The following is a 25,604-nucleotide window of genomic DNA, read 5'->3' as shown; positions in this document are numbered from 1 at the left end:
CGCAACACCTGAGAGGTTTATGTTCGCCTGGGGGGCTAGACTCAGGTGAACCCTCTCTCCAGGAACGCCTCATGGAATCCCCAGTCCACAACTTGCCATCGTTGTTCAAACAGCTCGGTTTGCCCGATGACCCGGTCAGCATCGAGCGGTTCATCGCGGTCCACTCCCCACTCAAGCCCGAATTGCATCTGGCGGAAGCGTTTTTCTGGACGCCGGCCCAGCGGGCGTTTTTGCGTGAAGAGATTCTGGAGGACGCGGATTGGGCGGAGGTGGTGGATGAGTTGAATTTGCGGTTGAGAGAGGGGCGAGGAGTCTAGGCCGTCAAGAGGCGGTTGCTTTCTCTGGTGGCCATTGGCGAGCGGTGTGCACAAGCGCCACGACCCTTTCTACGTCGGCTCAAGTTGGTAAGCAAGGCGGTAGCTTGGATGAGGAATGACTTCGCGTGTGCCTGTGATCCTGCCGAGTGGGCCGATTTCTGGGTGTTTTGCCAGCCCCAGCACTGCACTGCTGAAGCGTCGATCCATATCGGCTGCGGCTTGTGGGTTTTTCTCAAATAAAAAGTCCCAGATATCCCTACGGTCCTGCGCCGCTTCCGGCGTCCAGGCAACCCTCATTCCTGATTATCTACGTGAGCACGTTTCGCAGAAAACTCAGCTTCCAAATCCTCATTGGAAATCTCTCTGCCTGCCTGTATCGAGGCGCGAGAGGCGTCTACTTTACGCTGCAAGAACGCGTCGTACTCCCGTGATTCCTGCTGGGCCTGGACAAACTGACGCATCATATCTCGCACGATTTGCGATGCAGGACGGTGGGTAGCCTCGCACTCGGCCATGAATTGGTCGCGTAGTTCCGACTCAAGCTTCAAGGTGAAAACGGCTAGTTTTGACATAAGTGAATGCTCTAGATTGGTATGTACGAAGTATATACAACGTGCATACCTGACGACGCATGTGAGCTGAGTGAGGCGACTGACGGTTGCTGACAGCAAACCACCTTTCCCCAAACCAGCTTTACTTAGCCCACGGGCCATCCACCCATCCGCAAATTTGTATCAAAACTTGACTGCATTGGATCCATCGACCATATTGATAGTTAGCAAACTAACTGTATGCGAATAATCCAGTGTCCCAGACCCTCGAACAACTCCAGATGAACATCAGCAGTAGCATGGTGGTAGGTGCCAGAACCTGGCGCAAAATCTGCCAGACCACGCTCGTCAGCTATGGCATCTCCGAAGCCTGCGCCGTGCCGCTGCTGATGATCGGCCGCCTCGGCGACGGTGTGCACCAGGTGAAGGTAGCCCAGGCCGCCGGGATGGAAAGCCCGTCCCTGGTGCGCCTGTTGGATCAGCTGTGCAGTTCCGGCTATGTGTGCCGCACCGAAGACATCCACGACCGCCGCGCCAAGGCCTTGAGCCTCACCGCGCGTGGCCGCGAGCTGGTGCAGGCAGTGGAACAGCAACTGGTGCGCCTGCGTCGCGAGGTGCTGGCGACAATCGACCCCGATGACCTGGAAGCTGCTTTGCGTGTACTGCGGGCCTTCGAAGGTGCCAATCAACATCCCATGGTTGTGAGTTCTTGAACGGATTTTTTACCGGCATGCCGCCGGCCAAGGATTGGTTCTACGGCGTAAGGACGTTCGCCGCTTCAATGATCGCGTTGTACATCGCCATGCTGATGCAAATGCCGCGTCCGTATTGGGCGATGGCCACGGTGTATATCGTGTCCAGCCCGTTTGTCGGCCCTACCAGCTCCAAGGCGCTGTACCGGGCGGTCGGTACCTTCATGGGCGCGGCCGCTGCGGTGTTTTTTGTGCCGATGTTTGTGCAGACGCCTTACGTGTTGGTGGTGGTGATCGCGCTGTGGACCGGGATTCTGCTGTTCCTGTCCCTGCACCTGCGCACCGCCAACAGCTATGCGCTGATGCTGGCCGGCTACACCTTGCCGCTGATCGCCCTGCCGGTGGTGGATAACCCGCTGGCGGTGTGGGATGTGGCCGAAGCGCGGACCGAAGAGATCTTCCTCGGCATCGCCGTGGCGGCGGTGGTGGGGGCGATGTTCTGGCCGCGACGCCTGGCGCCGGTGTTCGATGACTCGGTGAGCAAGTGGTTTGCCGACGCCCAGGTCTACAGCCAGCGCTTCCTCAGCCGCAACGTGCAACCCGAGGAAATCAGCACCCTGCGCGGCGGGATGGTCGCTACCTTCAACACCCTGGAATTGATGATCGGCCAACTGCCCCACGAGGGCTCCCGGCCGCAAACGGTGCGCAATACAAAGGAGCTGCGCGGGCGGATGATCCACCTGCTGCCGGTGATCGACGCACTGGACGACGCCGTGTACGCCCTGGAACACCGCGCCCCGGAGTTGCTCGAGCGCTTCACGCCGCTGCTGACCGCCGCCAACGAGTGGCTGGTCAGCACGCAAAAGGATGCGCCCCTCGAACGCTGGCGTGTCCTGCGTGACCAGATCGAAGCCCTGCAACCCGATGCTGACGCCCTGGATGACCGCCATCAGTTGCTGTTCTCCAACGCCCTGTATCGCCTGGGCGAGTGGGTGGATCTGTGGCAGGACTGCCGCAGCCTGCAAGCCGCCATCCAGTGCGAAAGCCAGGACAGCTGGCGCGCAGTTTACCGCCATTGGCGCCTGGGCCGGCTGACACCGTTCCTCGACCGTGGCCTGATGTTCTACTCGGCGTTTTCCACCGTCACCGCGATCATCGTCGCCTCGGTGTTGTGGATCCTGCTGGGCTGGACCGACGGTGGCAGCGCGGTGATCCTCGCGGCGGTGGCCTGCAGCTTTTTCGCCTCCATGGACGACCCGGCGCCGCAGATCTACCGGTTCTTTTTCTGGACCGCGATGTCGGTGCTGTTCGCCAGCCTCTACCTGTTTCTGGTGCTGCCCAACCTGCACGATTTCCCGATGCTGGTGCTGGCGTTTTCGGTGCCCTTTATCTGCATCGGCACGCTGACGGTACAGCCGCGTTTCTACCTCGGCATGCTGCTGACGCTGGTCAATACCTCGTCGTTCATCAGCATCCAGGGTGCCTACGACGCGGACTTCCTGGCCTTCGCCAACTCCAACCTGGCGGGCCCGGTAGGCCTGTTGTTCGCCTTTGTCTGGACCCTGATTGCCCGGCCGTTCGGCGCCGAGCTTGCGGCCAAGCGCCTGACCCGTTTCAGCTGGCGCGACATCGTCACCCTCACCGAGCCTGCGACCCTGGCCGAACACCGCAAGATGGGCGTGCAAATGCTCGACCGCCTGATGCAACACCTGCCGCGCCTGGCCATGACCGGCCAGGACACCGGCATCGCCCTGCGGGAAGTGCGGGTGGCGCTGAACCTGCTGGACCTGCTGGCGTACTCGCCGCGCATCCTCGGGGTGCCGCGGGTGTTGTTGAACCAGGTGGTAGAAGGCGTCGGCGGTTACTTCAAGGCCTGCCTCAAGGCCGGTGAACGTCTGCCGGCCCCCAGCGGTCTGCTGATGACCCTCGACCGTACCCGCCGCGCCCTCAACGGCCAGGGCCTGCAAGGCGAGGACGAAACCCGCCTGCATTTGTTGCACGCTCTCAGCGGCTTGCGCCTGGCGCTGTTGCCCGGCGTGGAATTTCTTGGCGGCACAGAGATGGAAGCGCCGTTACCCGATGGAGCGCCTTTATGATCGGTGATCTGGATATCAGCGGGGTGTTCCTGCCCACGTTGCTGGTGCTGATGGGCATTACGTATGTGTTGTACCTGGTGGTGCACGGGCTGTTGACCCGCGTCCACTTCTATCGCCTGGTCTGGCACCGGGCATTGTTCAATGTGGGTCTCTACGCTCTGTTGCTGGGCGCAGTGGATTCACTCAGTCGATACCTCATGACATGAAAAAACCTTTTTTGACCATTGGCCGTGTAGTCCTGACGTTACTGGTGGTGACCTTCGCCTGCGTCGTGGTGTGGCGCATGGTGATGTACTACATGTTCGCGCCGTGGACCCGTGACGGCCACATCCGTGCCGACATCGTGCAGATCGCCCCGGACGTGTCCGGGTTGATCCAGCAAGTGGACGTGCGCGACAACCAGTTGGTGGTGCGCGGCCAGGTGCTGTTCTCCGTCGACCAGGACCGTTTCAAGCTGGCCCTGCGCCAGGCCCAGGCCGCCGTGGCCGACCGTCAGGAAACCCTGGCCCAGGCCGTGCGCGAGAACAAGCGTAACCGTGGCCTCGGCAACCTGGTGGCCAGCGAGCAACTGGAAGAAAGCCAGTCCCGCGTCGCCCGTGCCCAATCGGCCCTGGCCGAGTCGCAAGTGGCGGTGGATGCCGCGCAACTCAACCTGGACCGCTCGGTGATCCGCAGCCCCGTGGACGGCTACATCAACGACCGTGCGCCGCGTAACCAGGAGTTCGTGACCGCCGGGCGTCCGGTGTTGTCGGTGGTGGACAGCAACTCGTTCCACATCGACGGCTACTTTGAAGAGACCAAGCTCGACGGCATTCACGTCGGCCAGAGCGTCGACATCCGCGTGATCGGCGACAACGCTCGCCTGCGCGGGCATGTGCAGAGCATCGTCGCCGGTATCGAAGACCGTGACCGCACCAGCGGCTCCAACCTGCTGCCCAACGTCAACCCGGCGTTCAGCTGGGTGCGCCTGGCCCAGCGGATTCCGGTGCGCATTGCGTTTGACGATGTGCCGGCAGACTTCCGCATGATTGCCGGGCGCACCGCCACCGTGTCGATCATCGACGACCAACCCAAGTCGGAGAACAAGCCATGAAACGGCTTTTAGCAACCGCCGGGCTGGGGTTGTTGCTGGCGGCCTGCCAAGTGGTGGGGCCCGATTACAAACTGCCGGACAAGGCGGCCGTGAACCGCGGTGACCTTCAGGGCCAGTTGGCCGGGGAGGGCAGCAATGTGGTGTCGGCGCCGGTGCCGGCGGACTGGTGGAAGCTCTACCAGGACCCGCGCCTGGATAAGCTGGTGGAGCAGGCCATGGCCTCCAACACCGACCTGCGGGTGGCTGCGGCCAACTTGCAGCGCTCGCGCTATCAGGTGCAGCAAGCCGAATCGGCCGGCGGCTGGAGTGCCGGGGCCAAGGCCGAAGCCCAGCGCCTGCAAGAATCGGGTGAGGCCTATTTGCTGACGGAAAAAGTCCCGGTGGCGAATATCGGCAGCGCCAGTATCAGCACCTCCTATCAATTCGATTTGTTCGGCACCTTGCAGCGCGGCATTGAAAGCTCCCAGGCCACTGCCGATGCGGCCCAGGCGGCGTCCGATATCGCCCGTATCACCCTGGTGGCGGACGTGGTGCGCTCCTACACCCAGGTGTGTGCGGCCAACGAAGAGCTGGCGATCGCCAATGAGTCCCTCGACCTGCAAGCCCAGAGCACGCACCTGACCCAGCGCCTGCGGGATGCCGGGCGCGGTGATGAAACCCAGGTCACCCGTTCGCAAACCCAATACAAATCCTTGCGCGCCGAAATGCCGCGCTATGAAGCACTGCGCCAGGCCGGGCTGTTCCGCCTGTCGATGTTGCTGGCCAGGCCGCTGGATCAACTGCCGGCCGGCACTGCCCAATGCGCCGAACTGCCGCACATCGCGCAACAGCTGCCGGTGGGCGATGGCGCCACGCTGCTCAAGCGCCGCCCTGACGTGCGCCAGGCCGAACGCCAACTGGCGGCGGCCACCGCGCGCATCGGTGTGGCCACCGGCGCGCTGTACCCGGACATCAGCATCGGCGCCACCGTGGGCACCGTCGGCATCCTGGATGACCTCGGCACGCCGGCCACCAACCGTTGGGGCTTTGGCCCGCTGATCAGCTGGACGCTGCCGACCAACGGCGCCCGCGCCCGCATCCACGAAGCCGAAGCCGCGACCCAGGGCGCCCTGGCGCACTTCGACGGGGTGGTGCTCAACGCTATCCGTGAAACCCAGACGGGCCTCGCGCAATACACCGCGCAACTGCAACGCCGCGATGCCCTGGCGGATGCCGGCGCGTCGGCCAAAGAGGCGGCGGAGCAGACGCACCGGTTCTTCCAGGCCGGCCGCGCGTCGTTCCTGGCCGACCTGCAGGCCACGCGTACCTACACCGACGTGCGGGCGCAATTGGCCGCGGCGAACACCCAGGTTGCCATGAGCCAGATCGATTTGTTCCTGGCCCTGGGCGGCGGCTGGGAAAGTGGACGAACGCAAGCCACACAAGCCAGCAAACCCTGAGCTGATTGCTATGCTTTGACAGGCGGACTTACGTGATGGTCCGCTGGTCACTGCTCGCGTTTGCTCATGGGGATTCCAATAATGAAAAACCCTTATGCTCCCGCTTTCTGGTGCGTGTTCTTCGCACTGGTGTTGCTATCGGCGACTTACTTCTACGGCATCATGCTGGCCCATCAAATCGACAAGGCCATGGTGTTCCTCGACAGCGCCAGCGCGCTGATCGCGGTGCTGTCCATCGGCGTGGTGGCCTGGGCCTCCTACCAGGGCCAGCGAATCAAGCGAAGACTACTCGAACAAGGCAAGACCCGCGTGGCGATCTGGGATACCAAGGTTGCCCTGCGTCGGGTCGAGACAGTGTTCGACCGCTACTTCTGGGGCAGCTACTGGCAACCGGGGCGCACCTTCCAGGAAGTCATGGGTGAACTGACCGGCACCCCGCTGGAAAAAAGCCTCGAAGCCCTGAAAAAACAATGTGTGATGCTTGATCGGCAAGTCGCCGACGGACGGCATTGGCTGAATAACGCCCGGGAATTATCCGACGTGGCCACTGCGATGGCGCGGGAGCGTTACCAGCTGGATTTTTATGATCCCAAGTCGGATACGCCGGGCAATGCGGTGATTCACCGTGAGTTTGAGGTGCTGGTGTATACGTGGACGGCACGGCTGAAGAGCTTCGACCATCAACTTGATGAGATCGAAACCGAGTATTCCTGAAATCTGTGGTGTCTGTACTGACGCCTTCGCGAGCAAGCCCGCTCCCACATTCGATCGAGTTCCATCTTTGGAATGCAGTCGAATGTGGGAGCGGGCTTGCTCGCGAAGGCACTTTACCGTTCAGCGCTGAAGTCTGCGCCTATTGAAAAATTGGGCTGCATACGCCAGCCAATGCTAATCTTCCCCGGATTTCGGCGGGCTTGAGCCGACACCCTTCGGGGTTCAGGGAAGACAGCCCACTTCACAGGATTTGATCAGGTCACTACATGAATAAGCCAGCAGTCGTTCTCTTGGGTATCGTCGTCGCCATTGGTGCAATCAGCGCAGGCGGTGCCTGGTACACCGGCAAGCAACTGGAGCCGGTGCTGCAAACCGCCATCCAGGACGCCAACAAGGAACTGCAGACCTCCATGGCCGGTGTCGACGGCACTGTGACCCTCGAACTGGTCTCCCTCGACCGTCAGCTGTTCAGCAGCACCGCCCACTATCGCCTCAAGGCCCAGGGCGCGGTGTTCGGCGAAAATCATCAGGACACCGAACTGCTGTTCGTCGACCATATCGAACACGGCCCGCTGCCGTTCTCGCGCCTGGTGTCGCTGAAGTGGCTGCCGGTCATGGCCACCAGTCACTACGAACTCGAGAAAAACCCCACCACCGAAAAATGGTTCGCTGCCAGCAAGGACGTGTCGCCCCTCAAAGGCGTGGCCAACATCGGCTATGACCGCTCGGTGACCGGCAACGTTGAACTGCTGCCCCTGGAACTCAAGGACGACAAGTCGGCCGTGAGCTTCTCCGGCGCCAACCTCGACTTCGACTCCACCGCCGAAGGCAAGAAGGTCAAGGCCAGCGGCTACATGGACAGCCTCAAGGTCTCGGTCATCGATGCCAACAACGCCAAGCTGGATGCGGAGCTGAGCGGCCTGACCATCGCCAGCAACCTGGAAAAAACCACCTTCGGTTTCTACACCGGGCAAAACACCGTCGAGCTGACCAACACCAAGGTCACCTTCGGCCCGCAGCAAGCAGTGCTGACTCTCAAGAACTTTGAGCAGAAAGACAGCAGCGAAACCAAGGACAACAACCTGGCCGGCCGCGTCGACTACAAGATCGACGAGATCGGTTACCAGGGCAAGCCCGTGGGCTCGGCGGCCATGGCCGTCAGCATGAAGAACGTCGACATCCCGTCGATGCTGGTACTGACCAAGCTCTACCAGGAAAAAGTACAGCCGGCCCAGGCCGCTGCCGCTGCTGGCCAGCCCGTGCCTGAGTTGCAACTGACCGAAGCCGAGCAGACCCTGGCCCAGGCCAACGTCGACCAACTGCTGGCTGCCAAGCCGCAAGTGGCGGTAGAAAACCTGTCGCTGAAAACCACCAATGGCGAGAGCCGCTTCAACCTGGTGGCGGACTTCGCCAAGCCGTCGAGCATGGACCTGCCGCCGGTTGAACTGGGCAAGCAAATCGTTGCGCTGCTGGACGCCAACCTGACCCTGTCCAAGCCGATGATCCAGGACGTTGCCGGCCTGCAGGCGCAGATCGGTGGTGTGACCGACCCGAAAGCCATCGAGCAGCAATCCCAGATGGCCAGCGAGATGATCAGCGGCATGGCCGTGGGTACTCAACTGGCGACCCTGGTGGGTACCGATATCGTGTCCAAGCTGCACTACGCCAACAATGAAGTGACCTTCAACGGCCAGAAAATGACCGTCGAGCAATTCATTGGTTTTGTGCTGGGCAAGTTCGGCGCGGTCAGCGGCGCTCAATAAGACTCGGCTCAAAATGATGTAGGCCAATTCTGAACAATTGTTCTGAATTGGCCTTTTTTGTACCCCCCTCAAGGATATTGCGCCCCGGGAAAGCTTGGCCGCGTCATCAGATGCCGGCCGCCTGGAGTGTCGTGCAGGTGAACTTATCGCTACAGCTTTCCCTGGTGAGGAAGCTGACGACATGTCGCGTAATATTCATCCGTTTATCCGCCTGGCCCTGTGCAGCCAACTGCTCTGGCCCGTCGTGGCATCGGCCGATGCGGCCTATGATTCGCTGATCAACCAGGCCCGCAGTGGCAACTATGGTCCGGCCCTCAACCTGTTGCGCCAAATGCCCGCCGAGCGCCAGACGCCGGGGCAGGTCAGCGATCACCTGTTGATTGCCAGCTGGGCGCGCCAGGACGCCGAGGTGCTGACGGTCTACGAGGCCCAGGGCCGCTCACGCACCCTCACCACCCAGGCGCTGGCCACCGTCGCCCGCACCTATCGCAACCAGCAGCGTTGGGAACCGGCGATTGCCGTGTATCGCCAGGCGTTGCTGCGCGAGCCGAATAACCCGGACCTGCAACTCGGCCTGGCCCTGACCCAGGCGGACGCCGGCCAGACCGCTGAAGCGGTGCAGCGCACCCGCGCCCTGGTGGCCGCCAAGCCCGACGACGCCGACCGCCGCATGGCCCTGGGTTACGCACTGACCCGTGCCGGTTCTACCTATGACGCGCTGTTCGAATTCGACCAGGCGTTCATGCGTGCCGGCAACAAACCTGAAGTCGCCCGCGAATACATCGTCGCCCTGCAACGTGCGCGCCTGCCGGAACCGGCCCTGCGCCTCGCTGCCCGGCGCCCTGGCCTGTTGGACCCGGTCACCCAACGCCGCCTCGAAGGCGACCTGGCCGCCGAGCGCGTGCGCATGGCCGAGTTCGCGACCCGCAGTGAAAAAGAGCGCTACGTCATCGCCGACCGTGCCCTCAAGGATTACGACCAACTGCTCACCACCTGGACACCGGATGCCAACGCCCATGACGACGTGGTGCGCTGGCGCATCGACCGTCTGGGCGCGCTGAAAGCCCGGGCGCGCACCGCCGAGGTGATCCGCGACTACGAAGTGCTGAAGGGCGAAGGCGTGCAACTGCCGACCTACGCCCTGCGCTGGGTCGCTGCCGCCTACCTCGACCAGCGCCAGCCGGAAAAGGCCGCGCCGCTGTATCGCCAGGCCCTGGCGGCAAGCGATGCGGACGCCGGCGATCACGTCGAAGACAGCACCGCGCTGTTCTACGCCCTGCTCGAAAACGATCAAGTGGTGGAAGCTCGCGAAGTCGCCGACAACCTGGCGAGCACCCAGAAACCCCGGGTCGAGCTCAAGGGCTTGCCCATCGGCAACCCCAACGACGCCTGGATGGACGCCCAACAATTGGCCGCCCAGGCCGGCACCTATGGCGCCGACCTGCCCGCCAGCGAAAAAGGCCTGGAAGCCCTGGTGCAACAGGCCCCGGGCAATATCGGCCTGCGCCTGGCCCAGGCCGATATGTACCGTGCCCGCGACTGGCCACGGCGCGCCGAAAACACCCTCAAGGAAACCGAAGCCCAGGCCCCGCGCGACATCGGCCTGGAGGTTTCCCAAGGCCACACTGCCCTCGATCTGCAGGAATGGCGTCAGCTCGATGCACTCACCGATGACGTGGTCGACCGCGCCCCGGACAACCGCCAGGTACAGCGCCTCAGCCGCCTGCGGGATGTGCACGACATGGCCGAATTGCGCGTCGAGGCCTACACCGGCAAAAGCAACGGCGGCGGCGATAACGGCGCGGGCGCGGTGTCCGGCAGCCGCGATTTCGGCATCGAAACCTTGCTCTACAGCCCGCCCATCGATGAAGACTGGCGCGTGTTTGGCGGGGCCGGCTACGCCACCGCCGATTTCGAAGAAGGCACCGGCCAACACCGTTGGCAGCGCCTCGGTGTAGAGCGGCGCACCCGCGACATGACCCTCGAAGCCGAGGTCTCCAACCACTCCTACGGCTTTGGCGACAAGCAGGGCGCACGCATCGCGATTGCCCGCGACATCAATGACCAATGGCAGTACGGCGGCAGTCTCGATTACCTCTCCGCGAGCACCCCGCTGCGGGCACTGAATGCCGACATTACTGCCAACGGCGGCAGCGGGTTTATCCGCTGGCGCGCCAACGAAAGCCGCGAATGGAAACTGGCCCTGAGCCCGTCCCACTTCAGCGACGGCAACAACCGCCTTGAAGCGCTGCTCACCGGTCGCCAGGGCGTGTACAGCTCGCCGGGGGTGCAAGTCGACCTGGGCCTGGAAGTCGGCACCAGCCGCAACACCAAGGAAGACACGCCGTACTTCAACCCGCGCTCGGACTTCAGCGTGCTGCCCACGGCCACCGTCAACCACGTGCTCTACCACCGCTACGAAACCCAGTGGAGCCAGCAGTTCCAGGTGGGGGCGGGCACCTACAGCCAGCGCGACTACGGTACCGGCGGCGTTGCACTGGTGGGCTACGGCCAGCGGTTTCGCTGGAACGACGTGCTCGAAACCGGCGCCAACCTCAGCTGGATCAGCCGACCTTATGACGGTGAGCGCGAAAGCGACCTGCGCCTGATCGTCGACCTCACCTACCGCTTCTAGAAGAGTCCGATCATGCCCGTCTTGTCCCGTTGCCTGTTGGCCCTGGGGTTAATGCTGAGCAGCGCTTGCGCCCAGCAACCCGCACCTTTCACCCCACCCGCCGAGCGGCTCAAGCCTGCCAGCGAAGCGGCGTGGCCGAAGAACCATTTCCTCGGTATCGCCTACCACGACATCGAGGACCGCGACCCCGATCAGGCTGTCGTGGCCGTGCGCACCGAACGTTTGATCGAGCAGTTGGCGTGGCTGCGGGAAAACGGCTACCAGCCCGTCACCGTCGACCAGATTTTGGCGGCCCGCAACGGCGGCCCGGAGTTGCCGGCGAAGGCGATCATGCTCAGCTTCGATGACGGCTACGCGAGCTTCTACACCCGTGTGATGCCGATCCTGCGCAGCTACAACTGGCACGCGCTGCTGGCGCCGGTGGGTTCGTGGGTGGATACGCCGCTGAACCAGCCGGTGGACTTCGCCGGTACACCTCGGCCGCGTTCGGACTTCCTGACCTGGCAGCAGGTGCGCGAAATCGCCCAGTCCGGCCTGGTGGAAATCGCCGCGCACACCGACGCCAATCACAAGGGCGTGCTGGCCAACCCACAGGGCAACCTGCAACCGGCCGCCACCACCCGACGCTTTGACCCGGCGACCCATCGCTACGAAACCGAAGCCCAGTTCCAGGCGCGGATGCGCACCGACGTGACGGCGATCTCCAACAAGATCCGCGCCGTCACCGGCAAGGCGCCGCGCGTGTGGGTGTGGCCTTACGGCGCTGCCGATGGCACCTCGCTGGCGGTGGTGGGCGAGCAGGGTTACCAGATGGCCCTGACCCTGGAAGACGGTCTCGACAGCCTCGGCAACCTGATGAGCAGCCCGCGCTTCCTGGTGGCCTCCGACCCGGACGGCGAACACTACGCCAACGCCATCGTCGCGACCCAGACTGAAGCCCCGCTGCGGGTGCTGCATGTGGACCTGGACAACGTCTACGACCCGGACCCGGAACAGCAGGTGCGCAACCTCGACAAACTGATCCAGCGCGTGGTCGACATGGGTGCCAGCACCGTGTTCCTGCAGGCTTTCGCCGACCCCAAGGGCGATGGCCTGGTGCGTTCGCTGTACTTCCCCAACCGCCATTTGCCGGTGCGCGCCGACCTGTTCAACCGCGTCACCTGGCAACTGCGCACCCGGGCCCACGTGAACGTATTTGCCTGGATGCCGGTGCTCAGTTTCGCCCTCGATTCGAAGCTGCCCCGCGTTACCCGTTGGGACCCGCAAACCGGCAAGGTCGCCATCGACCCGGACCAGTACCAGCGCCTGTCGCCGTTCGATCCGAAAGTGCGGCAGGTCATCGGTGAGATCTACGAAGACCTGGCGCGCACCAGTGCCATCGACGGCGTGCTGTTCCACGACGACGCGGTGCTGTCGGACTTCGAAGACGCCAGCCCGCTGGCGCTCAAGGCCTACGCCGCCAATGGCCTGCCGGACACCATCGAAGCCCTGCGCGCCGACCCTGCGGTGATGCACCGCTGGACGCGTTTCAAGAGCCGCTACCTGATCGACTTCACCCATGAGCTGACGGCCAAGGTCCGCAAGCTGCGCGGCCCGCAGGTGCAGACTGCACGCAATATCTTCGCCGAACCGATGCTCAACCCGGGCAGCGAAGCCTGGTTCGCGCAGAACCTCGACGACTTCCTCACCAGCTACGACTGGACTGCGCCGATGGCCATGCCGCTGATGGAAGGCCAGGACCTCAAGTGCTCCAACGCCTGGCTGGAAAAGCTCGTGGCCACCGTCAAGGCCCGCCCCGGCGCGCTGCAACGCACAGTCTTCGAGTTGCAAGCCAAGGACTGGCGTACCTCGGCCGCCCCCGATCTGGACGGTGCACAAATGGCCGAGTGGATGGGCGTGCTCAAGCGTCAGGGCGTGACCAGTTTTGGCTACTACCCCGACAACTTCCTGGAGAATTCGCCGGATCTGAAAACCGTGCGTCCGGCCCTTTCCAACCAGTGGAATCCTTGACTCATGTTCGACAGAATCCTCGCGCTTATCGTGTTGTCGCTGGTATTGGGTGTGCCCCTGGGCCTGATCTTTCTGGTCACCGGGCAGTTCCTGATGGACTTCGTCTTCTTCTATCCACTGTTCATGTCCGGCTTGTGGATCGCCGGCGGCCTGTACTTCTGGCTGCACTGGGAGCGCCACTGGCCGTGGGCGGATGACACGCCGACGCCGGTGCTGGCCGGTGAGCCCCTGATCTCGATCCTGATCCCTTGCTACAACGAAGGCGACAACGCCGCCGAGACCATCGGCGCCGCGTTGGCCCAGCAATACCGCAACATCGAAGTGATCGCGATCAACGATGGCTCCAGCGACAACACCGCCGCCGTGCTCGATGCGTTGGCCCTGAAAGAGCCGCGCCTGCGGGTGCTGCACCTGGCGCAAAACCAGGGCAAGGCCGTGGCCCTGCGCATGGGCGCAGTGGCGGCGCGCAGCGAATACCTGGTGTGCATCGACGGCGATGCGTTGCTCTCGCCGAACACCGCGGCGTACCTGGTGGCGCCGATGCTCGACAACCCGCGCCTGGGGGCGGTCACCGGCAACCCGCGGATTCGCACGCGCTCCACCTTGATCGGCCGGGTGCAGGTGGGCGAGTTCTCTTCGATCATCGGCTTGATCAAGCGCACCCAGCGGGTCTTCGGGCGGATCTTCACCGTCTCCGGCGTGGTGGTGGCGTTTCGGCGGGCGGCCCTGGACCGGGTCGACTACTGGAGCACCGACATGATCACCGAAGACATCGACGTGAGCTGGAAGCTGCAACTGGACCACTGGAGCATCTTCTACGAGCCCCGCGCGCTGTGCTGGATCCTGATGCCGGAAACCCTCGGCGGCCTGTGGAAGCAACGCCTGCGCTGGGCCCAGGGCGGCGCTGAAGTGCTGTTCAAAAATATTCGTGGCATCTGGCAATGGCGCCATCGCTACCTGTGGCCGCTGCTGTTCGAGTACTGCCTGTCCACCGGTTGGGCCTTCACCTTTTTGCTCTCGGTGATTTTCTGGGCGGTGGGCAAGGTGGTGACGCTGCCCGCCGCCATCGCCGTCGACTCGCTGATGCCGCCGGCCTTCACCGGCCTGCTGCTGGCAGTGGTGTGCCTGGTGCAGTTCGCGGTGAGCATCATGATCGACCGGCGCTATGAAAAGGGCCTGTGGAAAACCCTGTTCTGGACCGTCTGGTACCCGCTGGTGTTCTGGTTGGTGAGCCTATTCACCACCCTGGTCAGCTTCCCCAAAGTGTTGTTCCGCCAACACCAGAAACGCGCGCGCTGGGTCAGCCCGGATCGCGGTATCAAAGCCCCCACTACGGATGTGCAGCCATGAACCTGATCCGAACCCAACAGCGCCCGGTGATGTGGGCCATCGACGTATTCCTGACCCTGCTGGCCTGGGCCGGGCTGATCATCCTGCTGGTGCGCGGGCTGGTGCCGATGCTCGACAGCCACGGCGGCCCGCGGATCGATGCGCCGATTTTCGCGGCGCTGGATACCTTGCAGATCTACCTGTGGATCGCCGTGTTCAACGCAGTCGTGCTGATCAGTTGGGCACGCTACCAGCAGCGACGTGGCAAGCACTTTGCCCAGCGGCGCTCGGCGGCCAAGGCCTTGAGCGACCAGCATTTGAGCGACAGCTTCAGCCTGGGGGAAGGTGACCTGGAGCAACTGCGCCGCCCGGGTGTGCTGGTGATTCATAACGACCACGAAGGGGGCGTGCAGGAAGTGACAGCCCATGTGTCCCGGCATGTGGAGCGGCCAGGGCTGAAGTTGGTAGCGGGGCAGGAGCGGACCAAGGAGGTTGGTTAACCGGGATATCGAAAAATGGGATCCAATTCACAAAATAACCGCGAACTTTTCTCATCTTTTGGCTACTAACCAGTCTTGATACCGCATTGATGGCCAAGTAATGGCAATTGTAAGCGCCACCATTGGAGGTGTATCAAAACTGTTACCGCTTGTCGGAATAAAAATTCCAATTGCAAGCAATTAAACGTTGCATGATTTATTTGTTGTTAATAATCAGCAACTTATATGCCTGTTAAACATAACTTCCCACTAAGCCAGAATCTTGGCCCACCGGAAGTTCGATGTTAGTTTGCCGGCCCCCGCTTTTTCGACGGATCGAACATGTCTTTATTATTGCCACGGACTCGGCTGCTGCTGGGCGTTTGCCTGCTGACTTGCTTCGCACTCAATAGTGCGGTGGCGGCGCCTACGCCTGGCGACCAGGACCTGATCCGCGACCGGCAAAACCGTCTGCTGGAAGAACAGCGCCGGCGCCTTGAAGACCTCAAGGAACTGCCCGGCAAAGAAGCCAAGCCCGAAGCGCCTGCCACCCCGGCCGACACCCGTTGCTTCCCGATCAAAGACATCGAACTCAAGGGTGCCGACAGCCTGCCTGCACCGGACCGCGAGCGCCTGCTCAAGCCGTATATCGGCCAGTGCCTGGGTGTCTCCCAGCTCAACCAAGTGCTCAAGTCGATCACCGACTACTACATCGACAAAGGCATGGTTACCAGCCGTGCTTACTTGCCGCAGCAGGACCTTTCCACCGGCCACCTCCAGGTGTTGGTGGTGGAAGGCAAGCTCGAAGGCTTGAAGGGCGCCGACGGCAGCAACCTGTCCCCGCGCGAGCTGGCCATGGCCTTTCCCGGCAAGGTCGGCGAGCAGCTCAACCTGCGGGAAATCGAGCAGTTGGTGGACCAGTTGAATCGCTTGCCGTCCAAGCAGGCGCAAATGGAACTGACCCCCGGCAGCCAGGTGGGCGGCAGTGAAGTGCAGGTCAAGAACGTCCCGCAAAAGCCCTGGCGCGCCAGCCTGTCGCGCAATAACGACGGCCAGAAAAGCACCGGCGAACAGCAGTGGGGCGCCGGCCTTGAGTGGGACAGCCCGCTGGGCCTGGCCGACCAGTTGGTGTTGCGCGGCGGCCACGATGCCGTCAGCGACCACCAGAAAACCTCGAAAAACACCATGCTCTACTACAACGTGCCGTGGGGCTGGTGGAACTTCAGCTACACCTACAGCGAGAGTGATTACCGCACCTTTGGCGTAACCAACGACTTTAAATTCAAGCAGAACGGCGACAACGAAAACCACCAACTGCGCGCCGAGCGCGTGATCCATCGTGACGACGTGAGCAAGACCTCGGTGAACGTCGGCCTGTCGCACCTGCGCACCAACAACTACATCCTCGACGTGCGCACCGAGCCCAGCAGCAACCGCCTCAGTGAACTGCAACTGGGCATCAACCACGGTCGCCGCATCGGCAATGCCTTCGTCAACCTCGACCTGGGCATGCAGAACGGTATCGGCGCCTTCGATGCCCAAGCTGAAAACGAGCGCGATCAATACGGCAATCGCCTGCCCAACGCGCGCTACCGCAAATACACCGCCACCGTCAGCTATTTACAGCCGTTCACGCTATGGGGTGAGTCGTTCAGTTTCTCCAGCCTGGCCACCGGCCAACGCAGTGAAGACATTCTGTTCAGCCCCCAGCGCATGAGCCTCGGCGGCTCGGCCTCGGTGCGCGGTTTCAAAGACCAGCAGCTCACCGGCGACAGCGGCGGCTACTGGCGCAACGACGTGCGCTGGGCGCGCCCGGTGACCTGGGACTGGATGCGCCCGGCCTTTGCCGAATACGGCGCCAGCGTCGGCTACGACCAGGGTGTGATCAGCAACGACCGCTATAACGGTGAAGTGCATGGCCGGGTCTCGAGCAACTCGTTGGAGTTGTTCGCCCGTGGCAAATACGTCAGCACCAGCGTGACCTTTGCCCATTCCCTGGAACGCCCGGCAGTGATGAGCGAGCGCGAAGCGCCGATCTACTTCCGCATGGATTTCTTCCTGTAATTCAACGCCCCGTTACATCGAGAATATGACAATGGATGTTCGCCACTTTGCCTTCCTGGCCCGCCAACCTTCTGCTGCGCTGAAACCGCGAGACTCGTTCTTCGGCCTGCCCAAGCGCGGTTTGGTGCTGATCCTGGCCAACGCGCTGTTCTGGCAGCCGCTGCTGGCCCAGGCCGGAGGCATTGTGGTCAGTGCGCCGGGCACCACCGTCGGCCAGGCCGGCAATGGCGTACCGGTGGTGAACATCGCCACCCCCAATGGCAGTGGCTTGTCCCATAACCAATTCAAGGACTACAACGTCGGCCCCAACGGCGTGATCCTCAACAACGCCAACGGCCCCATGACGAACACCCAGCTGGGTGGCTACATCGTCGGCAACCCCAACCTCAAGGGCGGCGCGGCCAGCGTCATCCTCAACGAAGTCAACGGCGGCAGCCCCAGCCAACTGCGCGGCTACACCGAAGTGGCGGGCCAGTCGGCCAAGGTCATCGTCGCCAACCCGTACGGCGTCACGTGCAGCGGTTGCGGCTTTATCAACACCCCCAACGTGACCCTCACCACCGGCAAACCGGTGCTCGACGCCAGCGGCCAGTTGCAGCGTTATCAGGTTGACGGCGGTGCCGTGACCATCGACGGCCAGGGCCTGAACGCCAGTAACGTCGACCGCTTCGAGATCATCACCCGTTCGGCCAAGATCAATGCGCAGATCAATGCACGAGAATTGACCGTCATTGCCGGGCGTAACGACGTCGATGCCAAAAGCCTGAAAGCCACCGCGCGCGCCGATGACGGCAGCGCAAAGCCCGAGCTGGCCATCGATTCCTCGGCATTGGGCGGCATGTACGCCGGTGCGATCAAACTGGTGGGCACCGAGGCCGGCGTAGGGGTGAAACTCGACGGTACGCTGGCCGCCAGTGGCGGCGACATCCAGCTGGATGCCAACGGGCGCCTGAGCATGGCGCAGACGGCGACCACCGGTAACCTCAAGGTCACCGCGCAGAACGTGAACCTGACCGACAAGGTCTACGCCGCCGGCAATGTGCAGGTGAGCAGTGCTGAAGAACTGGTCAACCAAAAGAGCCTGGCCGCTGGCCAACGCATCGAACTCAACGCCACCACCGTCACCAACCCGGGCATCATCGAAGCAGGCGTGCAGGCCGATAACAGCCGCAATGCCACCGGCGATGTGGTGGTGAATACGCAAACCCTGAACACCAGCGGCAACGTCCTGGCCAGCCGCTCGCTGAGCGCCACGGCCACCCGGGAACTGAACAACCAGGGCGCAGTGATCCAGGGTAAAACCGTCACGCTGAACAGTGCCAGACTGACCAACCAGGGCGCCACCGCGCGGGTGTATGGCGAGCAAGCGCTGGCGATCAACGCGCCGGCCATCGTCAACCTCGGCGGGCTGATTCGCTTCGGTGCCGATCAGGCGGCAACGCTGCAAACCGATTCGCTGGATAACCGCCAGGGCCATATCCAGGTCGCGGGCGGCAGCTTGACGCTCAACAGCGGCACGCTGAATAACACCGGCGGGCAGATTGTCGCGGGCAACCTCGGTGTAACAGCGGACACGATCAACAACCAGAACGGTTTCCTGGTTGCCGACGCCGTGACGGTCAACGCCGCCCGCCTCGACAACAGTGCCAAGGGCTTGATCAGTGCCGAGAAAGGCGCGCTCAACCTCACCGTCACCAACACTTTCAACAACAGCCAGGGTCATGCCCAGGCTGGCACTGACTTGAACCTGCGCGCCGGTGACGTCGCCAACCAGGACGGCAAGCTGGTGGGTGGGCAACTCACCGCTACCCTCGGCAGCCTCAGCAACAACGACGCAGGTGTACTCAGCGCGGATGCCGGCAAGTTGACCTTGACCGTCGCCCAACAGCTGAACAACGCCAAAGGTCACTTGCAGGCCGCCCAGGGCGACATCGAGCTGCACGCCGCGAGCCTGGATAACCAGGGCGGCGCCATCATCGGCAAGCAGTTGCTGCTGGATGCGCGAAGCGGGCAGATCGACAACCGCGCCGGGCGTATCGTCGGTGACCAACTGGACGTGCGCGCCGGCAGCCTCGACAACCGCAGTGCCGGGTTGCTGGCCGGTGGTGTGCCGGGTGTGAGCGTGGTGCTGAACGACCAATTGCTCAATACCCAGGGCCGTATTCAAAGTGAGGGTGACCTGCTGCTGACCGGCAACCGCCTGGGCAACAGCGCCGGGATCCTGCTGGGCAAGGCCCTCACTGTCACCGCGCAAGACCTCGACAACAGCAGCAAGGGCGCGCTGGTCAGCAATGACGGCGACATCACCCTCAACATCAGCAACCTGCTGACCAACACCAACGGTGTGATCGACGCCGCCGAACGCAGTGTGCTGGTCAAGGCCTTGACCACCCTCGACAACCAGGGCGGCACCTTGCGGGGCAAGCGCCTGGATATCGCGGCGCAAACCCTCGACAACGACCAGGGCCAACTCCTGGCCGGCAATCAGGGCGTGAGCTACCGCGGCCAGGACCTGAGCAATCGCCAGGGCATGATCCTCAGCGGTGGTGCGGCGGTCGACCTGACGCTGGGCACCTTGAACAACCAGGGCGGCACCGTGCAAGGCGACAGCTTGACGGTGACAGCCGACAGCGTCGACAACAGCCAAGACGGTACCAAGGCCGGCGCGTTGACCGCCTTGAAGAGCGACCTGCAACTGACGGTCGAGGCCTTGACCAACCGGGGCGGCAAACTGTTCGGCAAGGAGCACGTCACCGTCTCCGGCGCCACCCTGGACAACAGCGCCAACGGCCAGATCAGCGGCAATCAGCTCAGCCTGACCTCGCGTACCCAACTGACCAACCAAGGCGGCCTGATTGAGTCCAACCAGGGCCTGACCTTCAATGGCGGCAACCTCGACAACAGCGCGGGCGGCCAACTGCGGGCGATGGAAGGCGCCAGCAGCACGCTGACGGTCACCGACCAACTGAATAACCAGAACGGCATTCTTGAATTCGGCAGCCAGGCCTTCAGCCTCAGCGCCGGGCATCTGAATAACCAGGCCGGGCAACTGCAGCACGCTGGCACCGGCGTGTTCAGCCTCAATACCAGCAGCCTCAGCGGCAGCCAGGGCAGCATCAATGGCCTGGGCACCGCCGACTGGTCGTTCGGCCGGGTCGATGGCCTCGGCCGTGTGCAACTCAATGAAGCCTTGCACTACACCAGCACCCAGGGCCTGAGCCTCAAGGCCGGCGACCGCCTGGCCAGCGCCAAGGGTCTGACCCTGGATATCGCCAGCCTGGATAACGCGGGCGAGTTGCTCAGCGACGGTGACCTGAGTGTCAACCTGACCGGCGACATGACCAACAGTGGCCGCCTTTCGGCCCAGCAAAAACTGAGCGTGGTCGCCAACAACCTCAGCCAGAACGGCGGGCGTTTGGCCGGCGGCACCACCACCCGCATCACCCTGGGCGGTACGCTGGATAACCTCGGCTACCTCACCGCACGCCAGCAACTCGACATTGCCGCCGCACACATCAACAACCGCGGCACCCTCGGTTCACAAGGCAACGTCAACCTCAGCGCCAGCAATGGCATCAGCAATAGCGCCGACACGCTGCTGTTCAGCGGCGGCGATCTGACCCTGCGCGGGAACAGCTTCAGCAACCTGTACGGCGACGTCTACAGCAAGGGCAACCTGAGTTTCGCGGCGCTCGATGGCGGCATGGCGGCGGGCTTCAGCAACCTTTCCGGTACGGTTGAAAGCGAAGGCAATATCGGCATCAGTGCGCGGAATGTGGAAAACGCCAAGGCTGAATTCGAGTTGGGCCAGACCATCACCACCGGCAGCCTCAATTGGCAGTGCGGCCAGCACTGCGGCGGGCACGACTCGTTCAAGCGCGGTCAAATCACCATCAACCAGACCTACCTTGAATCCGCGATCAAGGACTCGGCCTCTGCGCGCCTGGTGGCGGGCAAAGACCTGCTGATCCAGGGCGACAACGTCCAGAACCGCTATAGCCTGCTGGCGGCGAATGGCAACCTGAGCATCACCGCCAACGACCTGCTCAACCAGGGCGCCGCGACTCGCACCGGGCAGAACACCATCGTCATCGGCACCCCGCAGCGCATCGACACCGATGAGTGGGACCGGATGGAATACATCGACGTACCCGCCTTCAACGCAGCAGTGGCAGCGGGTAATTTCGATGAAGCACGCTTTGAGGTGCTCAAGGCCCGGTCGAGCGACTGGCGTTTCTCCGAGCAAAGCAACGTCACCACCTGGACCGACAACGGCGGCCCAGGCTACACCGCGACGATACAGGCCGGTGGCGCGGTCAACCTCAACGTTGCGCGCACCCTGCAAAATGGCACGTTGCACACCAACACCCTGGAGCAACTGACCGGCACCCTCGGTGACGACCAGACCGGCATCCCCGTCGGCGGCATCAACATCAACCTGAGCAAGCACGTCAACGACGCCACCGCCCAGGCGCCGAGCAGCGTATTGCCGGTGACCAGCATCGCGCCCGACGGCCGCTACGTACCCGTGGACTACACCGGCGAGTCCTTCACCCCGGTCGACCCCACCACCGCGCCCGGCTTCCAGTTGCCCAAGGGCGACTACGGCCTGTTCATCAAAAACGCCGACCCCACCAGTCACTACCTGATCGAGACCAACCCGAACCTCACCACTGTGGCGGGCTTCTTCAGCTCCGACTACATGCTCGGCAAGCTCGGCTACAGCCCCGACAACGCCTGGCGTCGCCTGGGTGACGGGCAATACGAGTCACGGCTGATCCGCGATGCGGTGCTGGCGCAAACCGGGCAACGCTTCCTCGCCGGTGGCCTGACCAGCGACTACGACCAGTTCCGCTACCTGATGGACAACGCCCTGGCCAGCAAGGACGCCTTGCGCCTGAGCGTCGGCGTATCCCTCACTGACCAGCAAGTCGGCGCCCTGACCCACGACATCGTGTGGATGGAAAACCGCGTGGTCGACGGCCAGACCGTGCTCGTGCCGGTGCTCTACCTGGCCCAGGCCGACTCCCGCAACGTGCGCGGCAACAGCCTGATCCAGGGCCGCGACCTCAACCTGATGACCGGCGGCGACCTGATCAACGTCGGCACCCTGCGCGCCAGCAACAACCTCTCAGTGGCCAGCAGCGGCAGCCTCTACACCGGCGGCCTGATCGAGGCCGGCAACAACCTCAGCCTGCTGGCCCAGGACAGCATCCGCAATTCCATGGCTGGCGAGATACGCGGCACCCAGGTCAGCCTCACCACCCTGAAGGGCGACATCACCAACGACAACACCGCCATCCAGGTGCGCCAGGGTGCCGGCATGCGCACCCTCACCGACAGCAGCGCCGGCACCATCACCGCCCGCGAAAACCTGGCCATCGACGCTGGCCGCGACCTCACCAACCACGGTGCACTCACCGCCGGCGGCGATGCCGACCTGAAAGCCGGGCGCGACCTCAACCTGATCGCCGTCAGCGACACCAGCGAGATCCACGCCTTCAGCGACGGCGGGCACAAATCCAGCATCACCACCGACGTGAAAAACCAAGCGGCCACGGTCACGGCCGGTGGCAACCTGAGCATGGTGGCGGGGCAAGACGTCAACATCATCGGCAGCAACGCCACCGCGGGTAAGGACCTGAACATTCAGGCCGGGCGCGATTTCAACGTGGCGTCTGTCAGCGATGTGCACAACGTCGAAGGCAAGGAAAAAGACGGCAAGAAACGCATTAAGACCGCGGATGAGCAGACCACGCAGTTAGCCAGTGTGCTGACGGCGGGCAGGGACTTTACGAGCCAGGCCGGGCGCGACACCACGCTGGTGGCGAGCAAGATCAGTGCGGGGAATGAGGCTTATCTGTATAGCGGGGATAAGTTGAATTTGCTGGCGGCGCAGAACAGTACTCATACGTTGTATGACATGAAGGAGAACGGTGGCTGGGGCGCGAAGAAAGAGCAGCGAGACGAAGTAACCCGCACCACGAACGTTGGGACCGAGATCAAGACTGGCGGCAACCTCACGTTGATCAGCGAAGGTGACCAGCGTTACCAGGTCGCGAAGCTTGATAGTGGTAATGACATCATTCTTAACAGTGGCGGGGCCATCGTCTTTGAAGGCGTCAAAGACCTTCATGACGAGAGCCATACCAAGAGCAAGGGTGACCTCGCTTGGTTCAGCGCCAAAGGTAAAGGCAACACTGACGAAACGCTGCGCCAGAGTGAAATGATCGCTCAAGGGCAGGTCGTTATCAAAGCTGTCGACGGATTGAAGATTGATGTCAGGCAGATCGATCAGCAAACCGTTAGTCAGACCATCGATACCATGGTCAAAGCCGATCCGAATCTGGCTTGGCTCAAGGATGCTGAAAAGCGCGGTGACGTGGACTGGCGCCAAGTCAAAGAGATCCACGATAGCTTCAAATACAGTAACTCCGGTTTAGGTGCGGGCTCGCAGATTGTAATAGCAATTCTGATGGCCGCATTTGTCGGGCCGTTGGCAATGACTGCGGCTGCAGGTGCTGGAGCAGGCGTCGCTGTCGCGGCAGGTGCGGGAGCCGTAGCGGCAGGCGCTGCGACCAATGCGACGGTTAGTGTCGTTAATAATCGTGGCAACTTAGGGGCGGTGTTCAAGGATGTCACCTCTTCGGATGCTTTGAAGGGGTATACGATTTCCGGTGTGACCGCTGGATTGACCGCAGCTTATTTTGATGGCTGGACCGGAACTCATACTGATCAGGCGACTAAGCAAATAACGGGGCCACAGCTCAACACATGGACTGGTGTAGGGCAGTTTGCCGCGAACCAGACATTGCAAGGCGGTACTTCAACGCTGTTGAGTAAAGCATTGGGGCAGGGCGGCAGTGGGAGTGAGGCGCTGAAAACTGCGCTATTCAATACCCTGGCAGCGGCCAGCTTCAATGCCGTCGGCGACTACACGAAAAAGTGGAACATCGAAAACGGTTCAATTCCCAAGATCGCGATTCATGCGATGGTCGGTGGCCTCTTGGCCGAAGCAACGGGTGGAGATTTCCGTACAGGCGCATTGGCAGCCGGCGCCAATGAGGCACTGGTCGTACAGCTTAACGACATCGTGAAGGGCGACAAGACATTGTTGTCCATGAGTTCTCAACTGGTCGGTGTTTTAGCTGCGGCCACACAAAAAGATGCAGATGCTAGCAAATTGGAGAAGGGTGGCTGGGTGGCGAAAAATGCCACGCAGTACAACCACCAGCTTCACAAGTCTCAAGCCGATGCGTTGGATGAACAGCGACGGTTCCATCCGGAAAAGGCTGATCGTTTGAATGCGGCGGCCTGCGCTTTGGTTAGTTGCGCAGAGTCGATCCCGACCAACGATGAAACCTATAAGGACTTCAAGGCACTTCAGGATCGCGGCGCCACTTTTAGTGAGGAGATCGCGTTACTTGAGGCGACCGGCCAGTTTGGTGGCCGTAGTTGGCAGGATTGGAGCGACGATACGCTCAATGCTCACGGCAAGGCGGTGCAGGTCGTTGGAGCAAGCAAAGACACTGCCCTTGGCCTAGTCGGAGGGGCTACTGCATATACCGGGATGGTGATGTCGTCACCCGCATGTGTTGGCGTTGTTACCTGTGCCTTACCCATCGGCTTAGGAGCGCTTGGCACCACCTCGATGGTGGGGGCATGGGATTCTGCTAGCCGGATTACGGCGGATTTTAAATCCAATGAGCCCGACCGAGTGCTAGCTTCTTTCTTTCCGGAAACCTTTCCAGGAGAGTCGAGCGTAACGTCTGACCTGGCATGGAGCACGGCGAAATCCGCAGCTCAGGCGGCTCTGTTTGGCGGCGCGAGTAAATACTTTAATGGTAAGTTAGCTGGAGAGCTTGCCAGTGGTGCAAAAGGGCTAGGTTCTGCTGGTACGGGCACGACGGCGGGTAGTAATGTTGCAAGTACGACGCCTAAAGTTGATGTTTTTTGGAATAAAACAACAGTTCTAGATAGGACTGTTTATCAACGTAACGACCTCTTTGACCCAGAGGCCCTATCGACCTGGAGAGTACGAGGTAAAACTGTTGAAGGCTCAAACCTTGAGAGGATGGCCTCGGGTCGAGCACCAATTGGGTATGATGGGAAATCAGTTGAGTTACATCATCTCTCGCAAACTGAAGTTAATGGATTCGCTGGTACTCGTGGTTCACTTGCAGAAGTTGGTTCTGTTTTCCATAGCCAGAATAGCAGTGTTCTTCATGTCCCATCCAATGCCGCTCAAAGCTTTAGGTATACTCGTTACAAAGACTCTGCAGAATACAGAAACCCTACGACTGACTATGTTTCAGTTCCTACGGATTTGAATGCAAAAACATTGACAAAGCAGGCTAAAGAGTTTAACTCTTATCAGTCGGATTATTGGAAGTTGCGGGCTCGGAGCGGGGAGTAATTAGGC

The 25,604-nt window shown here is 62.0% G+C and carries 16 protein-coding genes; 14 read left to right on the top strand and 2 right to left on the bottom strand.

Annotated elements, in window-relative coordinates:
• The first annotated feature begins 71 nt into the window (after window positions 1–71).
• Complete coding sequence (locus HX801_RS20715; RefSeq protein WP_003218203.1) at window positions 72–317, top strand: DUF2789 domain-containing protein; 246 nt, start codon at window positions 72–74, stop codon at window positions 315–317.
• A gap of 69 nt (window positions 318–386) precedes the next feature.
• Here HX801_RS20715 and HX801_RS20710 read toward each other — a convergent pair whose 3' ends face one another.
• Entirely contained in the window at window positions 387–614 is a 228-nt protein-coding gene (locus tag HX801_RS20710; RefSeq protein ID WP_371316576.1) for a type II toxin-antitoxin system RelE/ParE family toxin, read from the bottom strand.
• Window positions 611–889 (bottom strand): hypothetical protein, encoded by a 279-nt coding sequence (locus tag HX801_RS20705; protein ID WP_003218199.1) that lies wholly within the window; start codon window positions 887–889, stop codon window positions 611–613. The genes HX801_RS20710 and HX801_RS20705 overlap by 4 nt, the downstream gene beginning before the upstream one ends.
• Window positions 890–1,149: 260 nt before the next feature.
• Between HX801_RS20705 and HX801_RS20700 the strand changes: the two genes are divergently transcribed.
• From HX801_RS20700 to HX801_RS20640, 13 genes are all read left to right on the top strand, one after another.
• Window positions 1,150–1,581: a MarR family winged helix-turn-helix transcriptional regulator gene (locus HX801_RS20700; RefSeq protein ID WP_008433651.1), complete on the top strand. Its 432-nt coding sequence runs from the start codon at window positions 1,150–1,152 to the stop codon at window positions 1,579–1,581.
• Window positions 1,578–3,656, top strand: a complete 2,079-nt coding sequence (locus tag HX801_RS20695) for an FUSC family protein (RefSeq protein WP_177022638.1) — start codon at window positions 1,578–1,580, stop codon at window positions 3,654–3,656. The genes HX801_RS20700 and HX801_RS20695 overlap by 4 nt, the downstream gene beginning before the upstream one ends.
• Complete coding sequence (locus HX801_RS20690; RefSeq protein ID WP_003218193.1) at window positions 3,653–3,862, top strand: DUF1656 domain-containing protein; 210 nt, start codon at window positions 3,653–3,655, stop codon at window positions 3,860–3,862. The genes HX801_RS20695 and HX801_RS20690 overlap by 4 nt, the downstream gene beginning before the upstream one ends.
• Window positions 3,859–4,749 (top strand): efflux RND transporter periplasmic adaptor subunit, encoded by an 891-nt coding sequence (locus tag HX801_RS20685; RefSeq protein WP_003218191.1) that lies wholly within the window; start codon window positions 3,859–3,861, stop codon window positions 4,747–4,749. The genes HX801_RS20690 and HX801_RS20685 overlap by 4 nt, the downstream gene beginning before the upstream one ends.
• Window positions 4,746–6,188 carry an efflux transporter outer membrane subunit gene (locus HX801_RS20680; protein ID WP_177022637.1) on the top strand — a complete coding sequence of 481 codons (1,443 nt, stop codon included), beginning with the start codon at window positions 4,746–4,748 and terminating at the stop codon, window positions 6,186–6,188. Before HX801_RS20685 ends, HX801_RS20680 begins: the two co-directional genes overlap by 4 nt.
• An 81-nt stretch (window positions 6,189–6,269) precedes the next feature.
• Window positions 6,270–6,902 carry a hypothetical protein gene (locus tag HX801_RS20675; RefSeq protein ID WP_003218188.1) on the top strand — a complete coding sequence of 211 codons (633 nt, stop codon included), beginning with the start codon at window positions 6,270–6,272 and terminating at the stop codon, window positions 6,900–6,902.
• 266 nt (window positions 6,903–7,168) lie between these two features.
• Entirely contained in the window at window positions 7,169–8,665 is a 1,497-nt protein-coding gene (locus tag HX801_RS20670; RefSeq protein WP_023659325.1) for a YdgA family protein, read from the top strand.
• Between the two features lie 181 nt (window positions 8,666–8,846).
• Window positions 8,847–11,300: a poly-beta-1,6 N-acetyl-D-glucosamine export porin PgaA gene (gene pgaA / locus HX801_RS20665; RefSeq protein ID WP_177022636.1), complete on the top strand. Its 2,454-nt coding sequence runs from the start codon at window positions 8,847–8,849 to the stop codon at window positions 11,298–11,300.
• Window positions 11,301–11,312: 12 nt separating this feature from the next.
• Complete coding sequence (gene pgaB / locus HX801_RS20660) at window positions 11,313–13,310, top strand: poly-beta-1,6-N-acetyl-D-glucosamine N-deacetylase PgaB (RefSeq protein ID WP_177022635.1); 1,998 nt, start codon at window positions 11,313–11,315, stop codon at window positions 13,308–13,310.
• Window positions 13,311–13,313: 3 nt separating this feature from the next.
• Window positions 13,314–14,660: a poly-beta-1,6-N-acetyl-D-glucosamine synthase gene (gene pgaC, locus HX801_RS20655; protein WP_177022634.1), complete on the top strand. Its 1,347-nt coding sequence runs from the start codon at window positions 13,314–13,316 to the stop codon at window positions 14,658–14,660.
• Window positions 14,657–15,139, top strand: a complete 483-nt coding sequence (gene pgaD / locus HX801_RS20650) for a poly-beta-1,6-N-acetyl-D-glucosamine biosynthesis protein PgaD (protein WP_003218178.1) — start codon at window positions 14,657–14,659, stop codon at window positions 15,137–15,139. The genes pgaC and pgaD overlap by 4 nt, the downstream gene beginning before the upstream one ends.
• 321 nt (window positions 15,140–15,460) lie before the next feature.
• On the top strand, window positions 15,461–17,182 hold the full coding sequence (locus HX801_RS20645) for a ShlB/FhaC/HecB family hemolysin secretion/activation protein (protein ID WP_177022633.1): 1,722 nt from the start codon (window positions 15,461–15,463) through the stop codon (window positions 17,180–17,182).
• Between the two features lie 31 nt (window positions 17,183–17,213).
• Entirely contained in the window at window positions 17,214–25,598 is an 8,385-nt protein-coding gene (locus HX801_RS20640) for a DUF637 domain-containing protein (RefSeq protein WP_177022632.1), read from the top strand.
• Window positions 25,599–25,604 lie beyond the last annotated feature (6 nt).

The organism is Pseudomonas sp. G1002 (assembly GCF_013385455.1).
GTDB lineage: Bacteria > Pseudomonadota > Gammaproteobacteria > Pseudomonadales > Pseudomonadaceae > Aquipseudomonas.
The sequence above is the reverse complement of the archived record's forward strand: the minus strand, read 5'-3'. Positions and strand labels throughout refer to the sequence as shown.

Excerpts from the sequence above, each read along its gene's own strand:
- HX801_RS20685 (WP_003218191.1), top strand. The coding sequence starts at position 3,859 with ATGAAAAAACCTTTTTTGACCATTGGCCGTGTAGTCCTGACGTTACTG.
- HX801_RS20640 (WP_177022632.1), top strand. The coding sequence starts at position 17,214 with ATGGATGTTCGCCACTTTGCCTTCCTGGCCCGCCAACCTTCTGCTGCG.
- HX801_RS20645 (WP_177022633.1), top strand. The coding sequence starts at position 15,461 with ATGTCTTTATTATTGCCACGGACTCGGCTGCTGCTGGGCGTTTGCCTG.
- HX801_RS20705 (WP_003218199.1), bottom strand. The coding sequence starts at position 889 with ATGTCAAAACTAGCCGTTTTCACCTTGAAGCTTGAGTCGGAACTACGC.
- HX801_RS20710 (WP_371316576.1), bottom strand. The coding sequence starts at position 614 with ATGAGGGTTGCCTGGACGCCGGAAGCGGCGCAGGACCGTAGGGATATC.
- HX801_RS20680 (WP_177022637.1), top strand. The coding sequence starts at position 4,746 with ATGAAACGGCTTTTAGCAACCGCCGGGCTGGGGTTGTTGCTGGCGGCC.
- HX801_RS20715 (WP_003218203.1), top strand. The coding sequence starts at position 72 with ATGGAATCCCCAGTCCACAACTTGCCATCGTTGTTCAAACAGCTCGGT.
- HX801_RS20675 (WP_003218188.1), top strand. The coding sequence starts at position 6,270 with ATGAAAAACCCTTATGCTCCCGCTTTCTGGTGCGTGTTCTTCGCACTG.
- pgaC (WP_177022634.1), top strand. The coding sequence starts at position 13,314 with ATGTTCGACAGAATCCTCGCGCTTATCGTGTTGTCGCTGGTATTGGGT.
- HX801_RS20690 (WP_003218193.1), top strand. The coding sequence starts at position 3,653 with ATGATCGGTGATCTGGATATCAGCGGGGTGTTCCTGCCCACGTTGCTG.
- pgaB (WP_177022635.1), top strand. The coding sequence starts at position 11,313 with ATGCCCGTCTTGTCCCGTTGCCTGTTGGCCCTGGGGTTAATGCTGAGC.
- HX801_RS20670 (WP_023659325.1), top strand. The coding sequence starts at position 7,169 with ATGAATAAGCCAGCAGTCGTTCTCTTGGGTATCGTCGTCGCCATTGGT.
- pgaD (WP_003218178.1), top strand. The coding sequence starts at position 14,657 with ATGAACCTGATCCGAACCCAACAGCGCCCGGTGATGTGGGCCATCGAC.
- pgaA (WP_177022636.1), top strand. The coding sequence starts at position 8,847 with ATGTCGCGTAATATTCATCCGTTTATCCGCCTGGCCCTGTGCAGCCAA.
- HX801_RS20700 (WP_008433651.1), top strand. The coding sequence starts at position 1,150 with ATGAACATCAGCAGTAGCATGGTGGTAGGTGCCAGAACCTGGCGCAAA.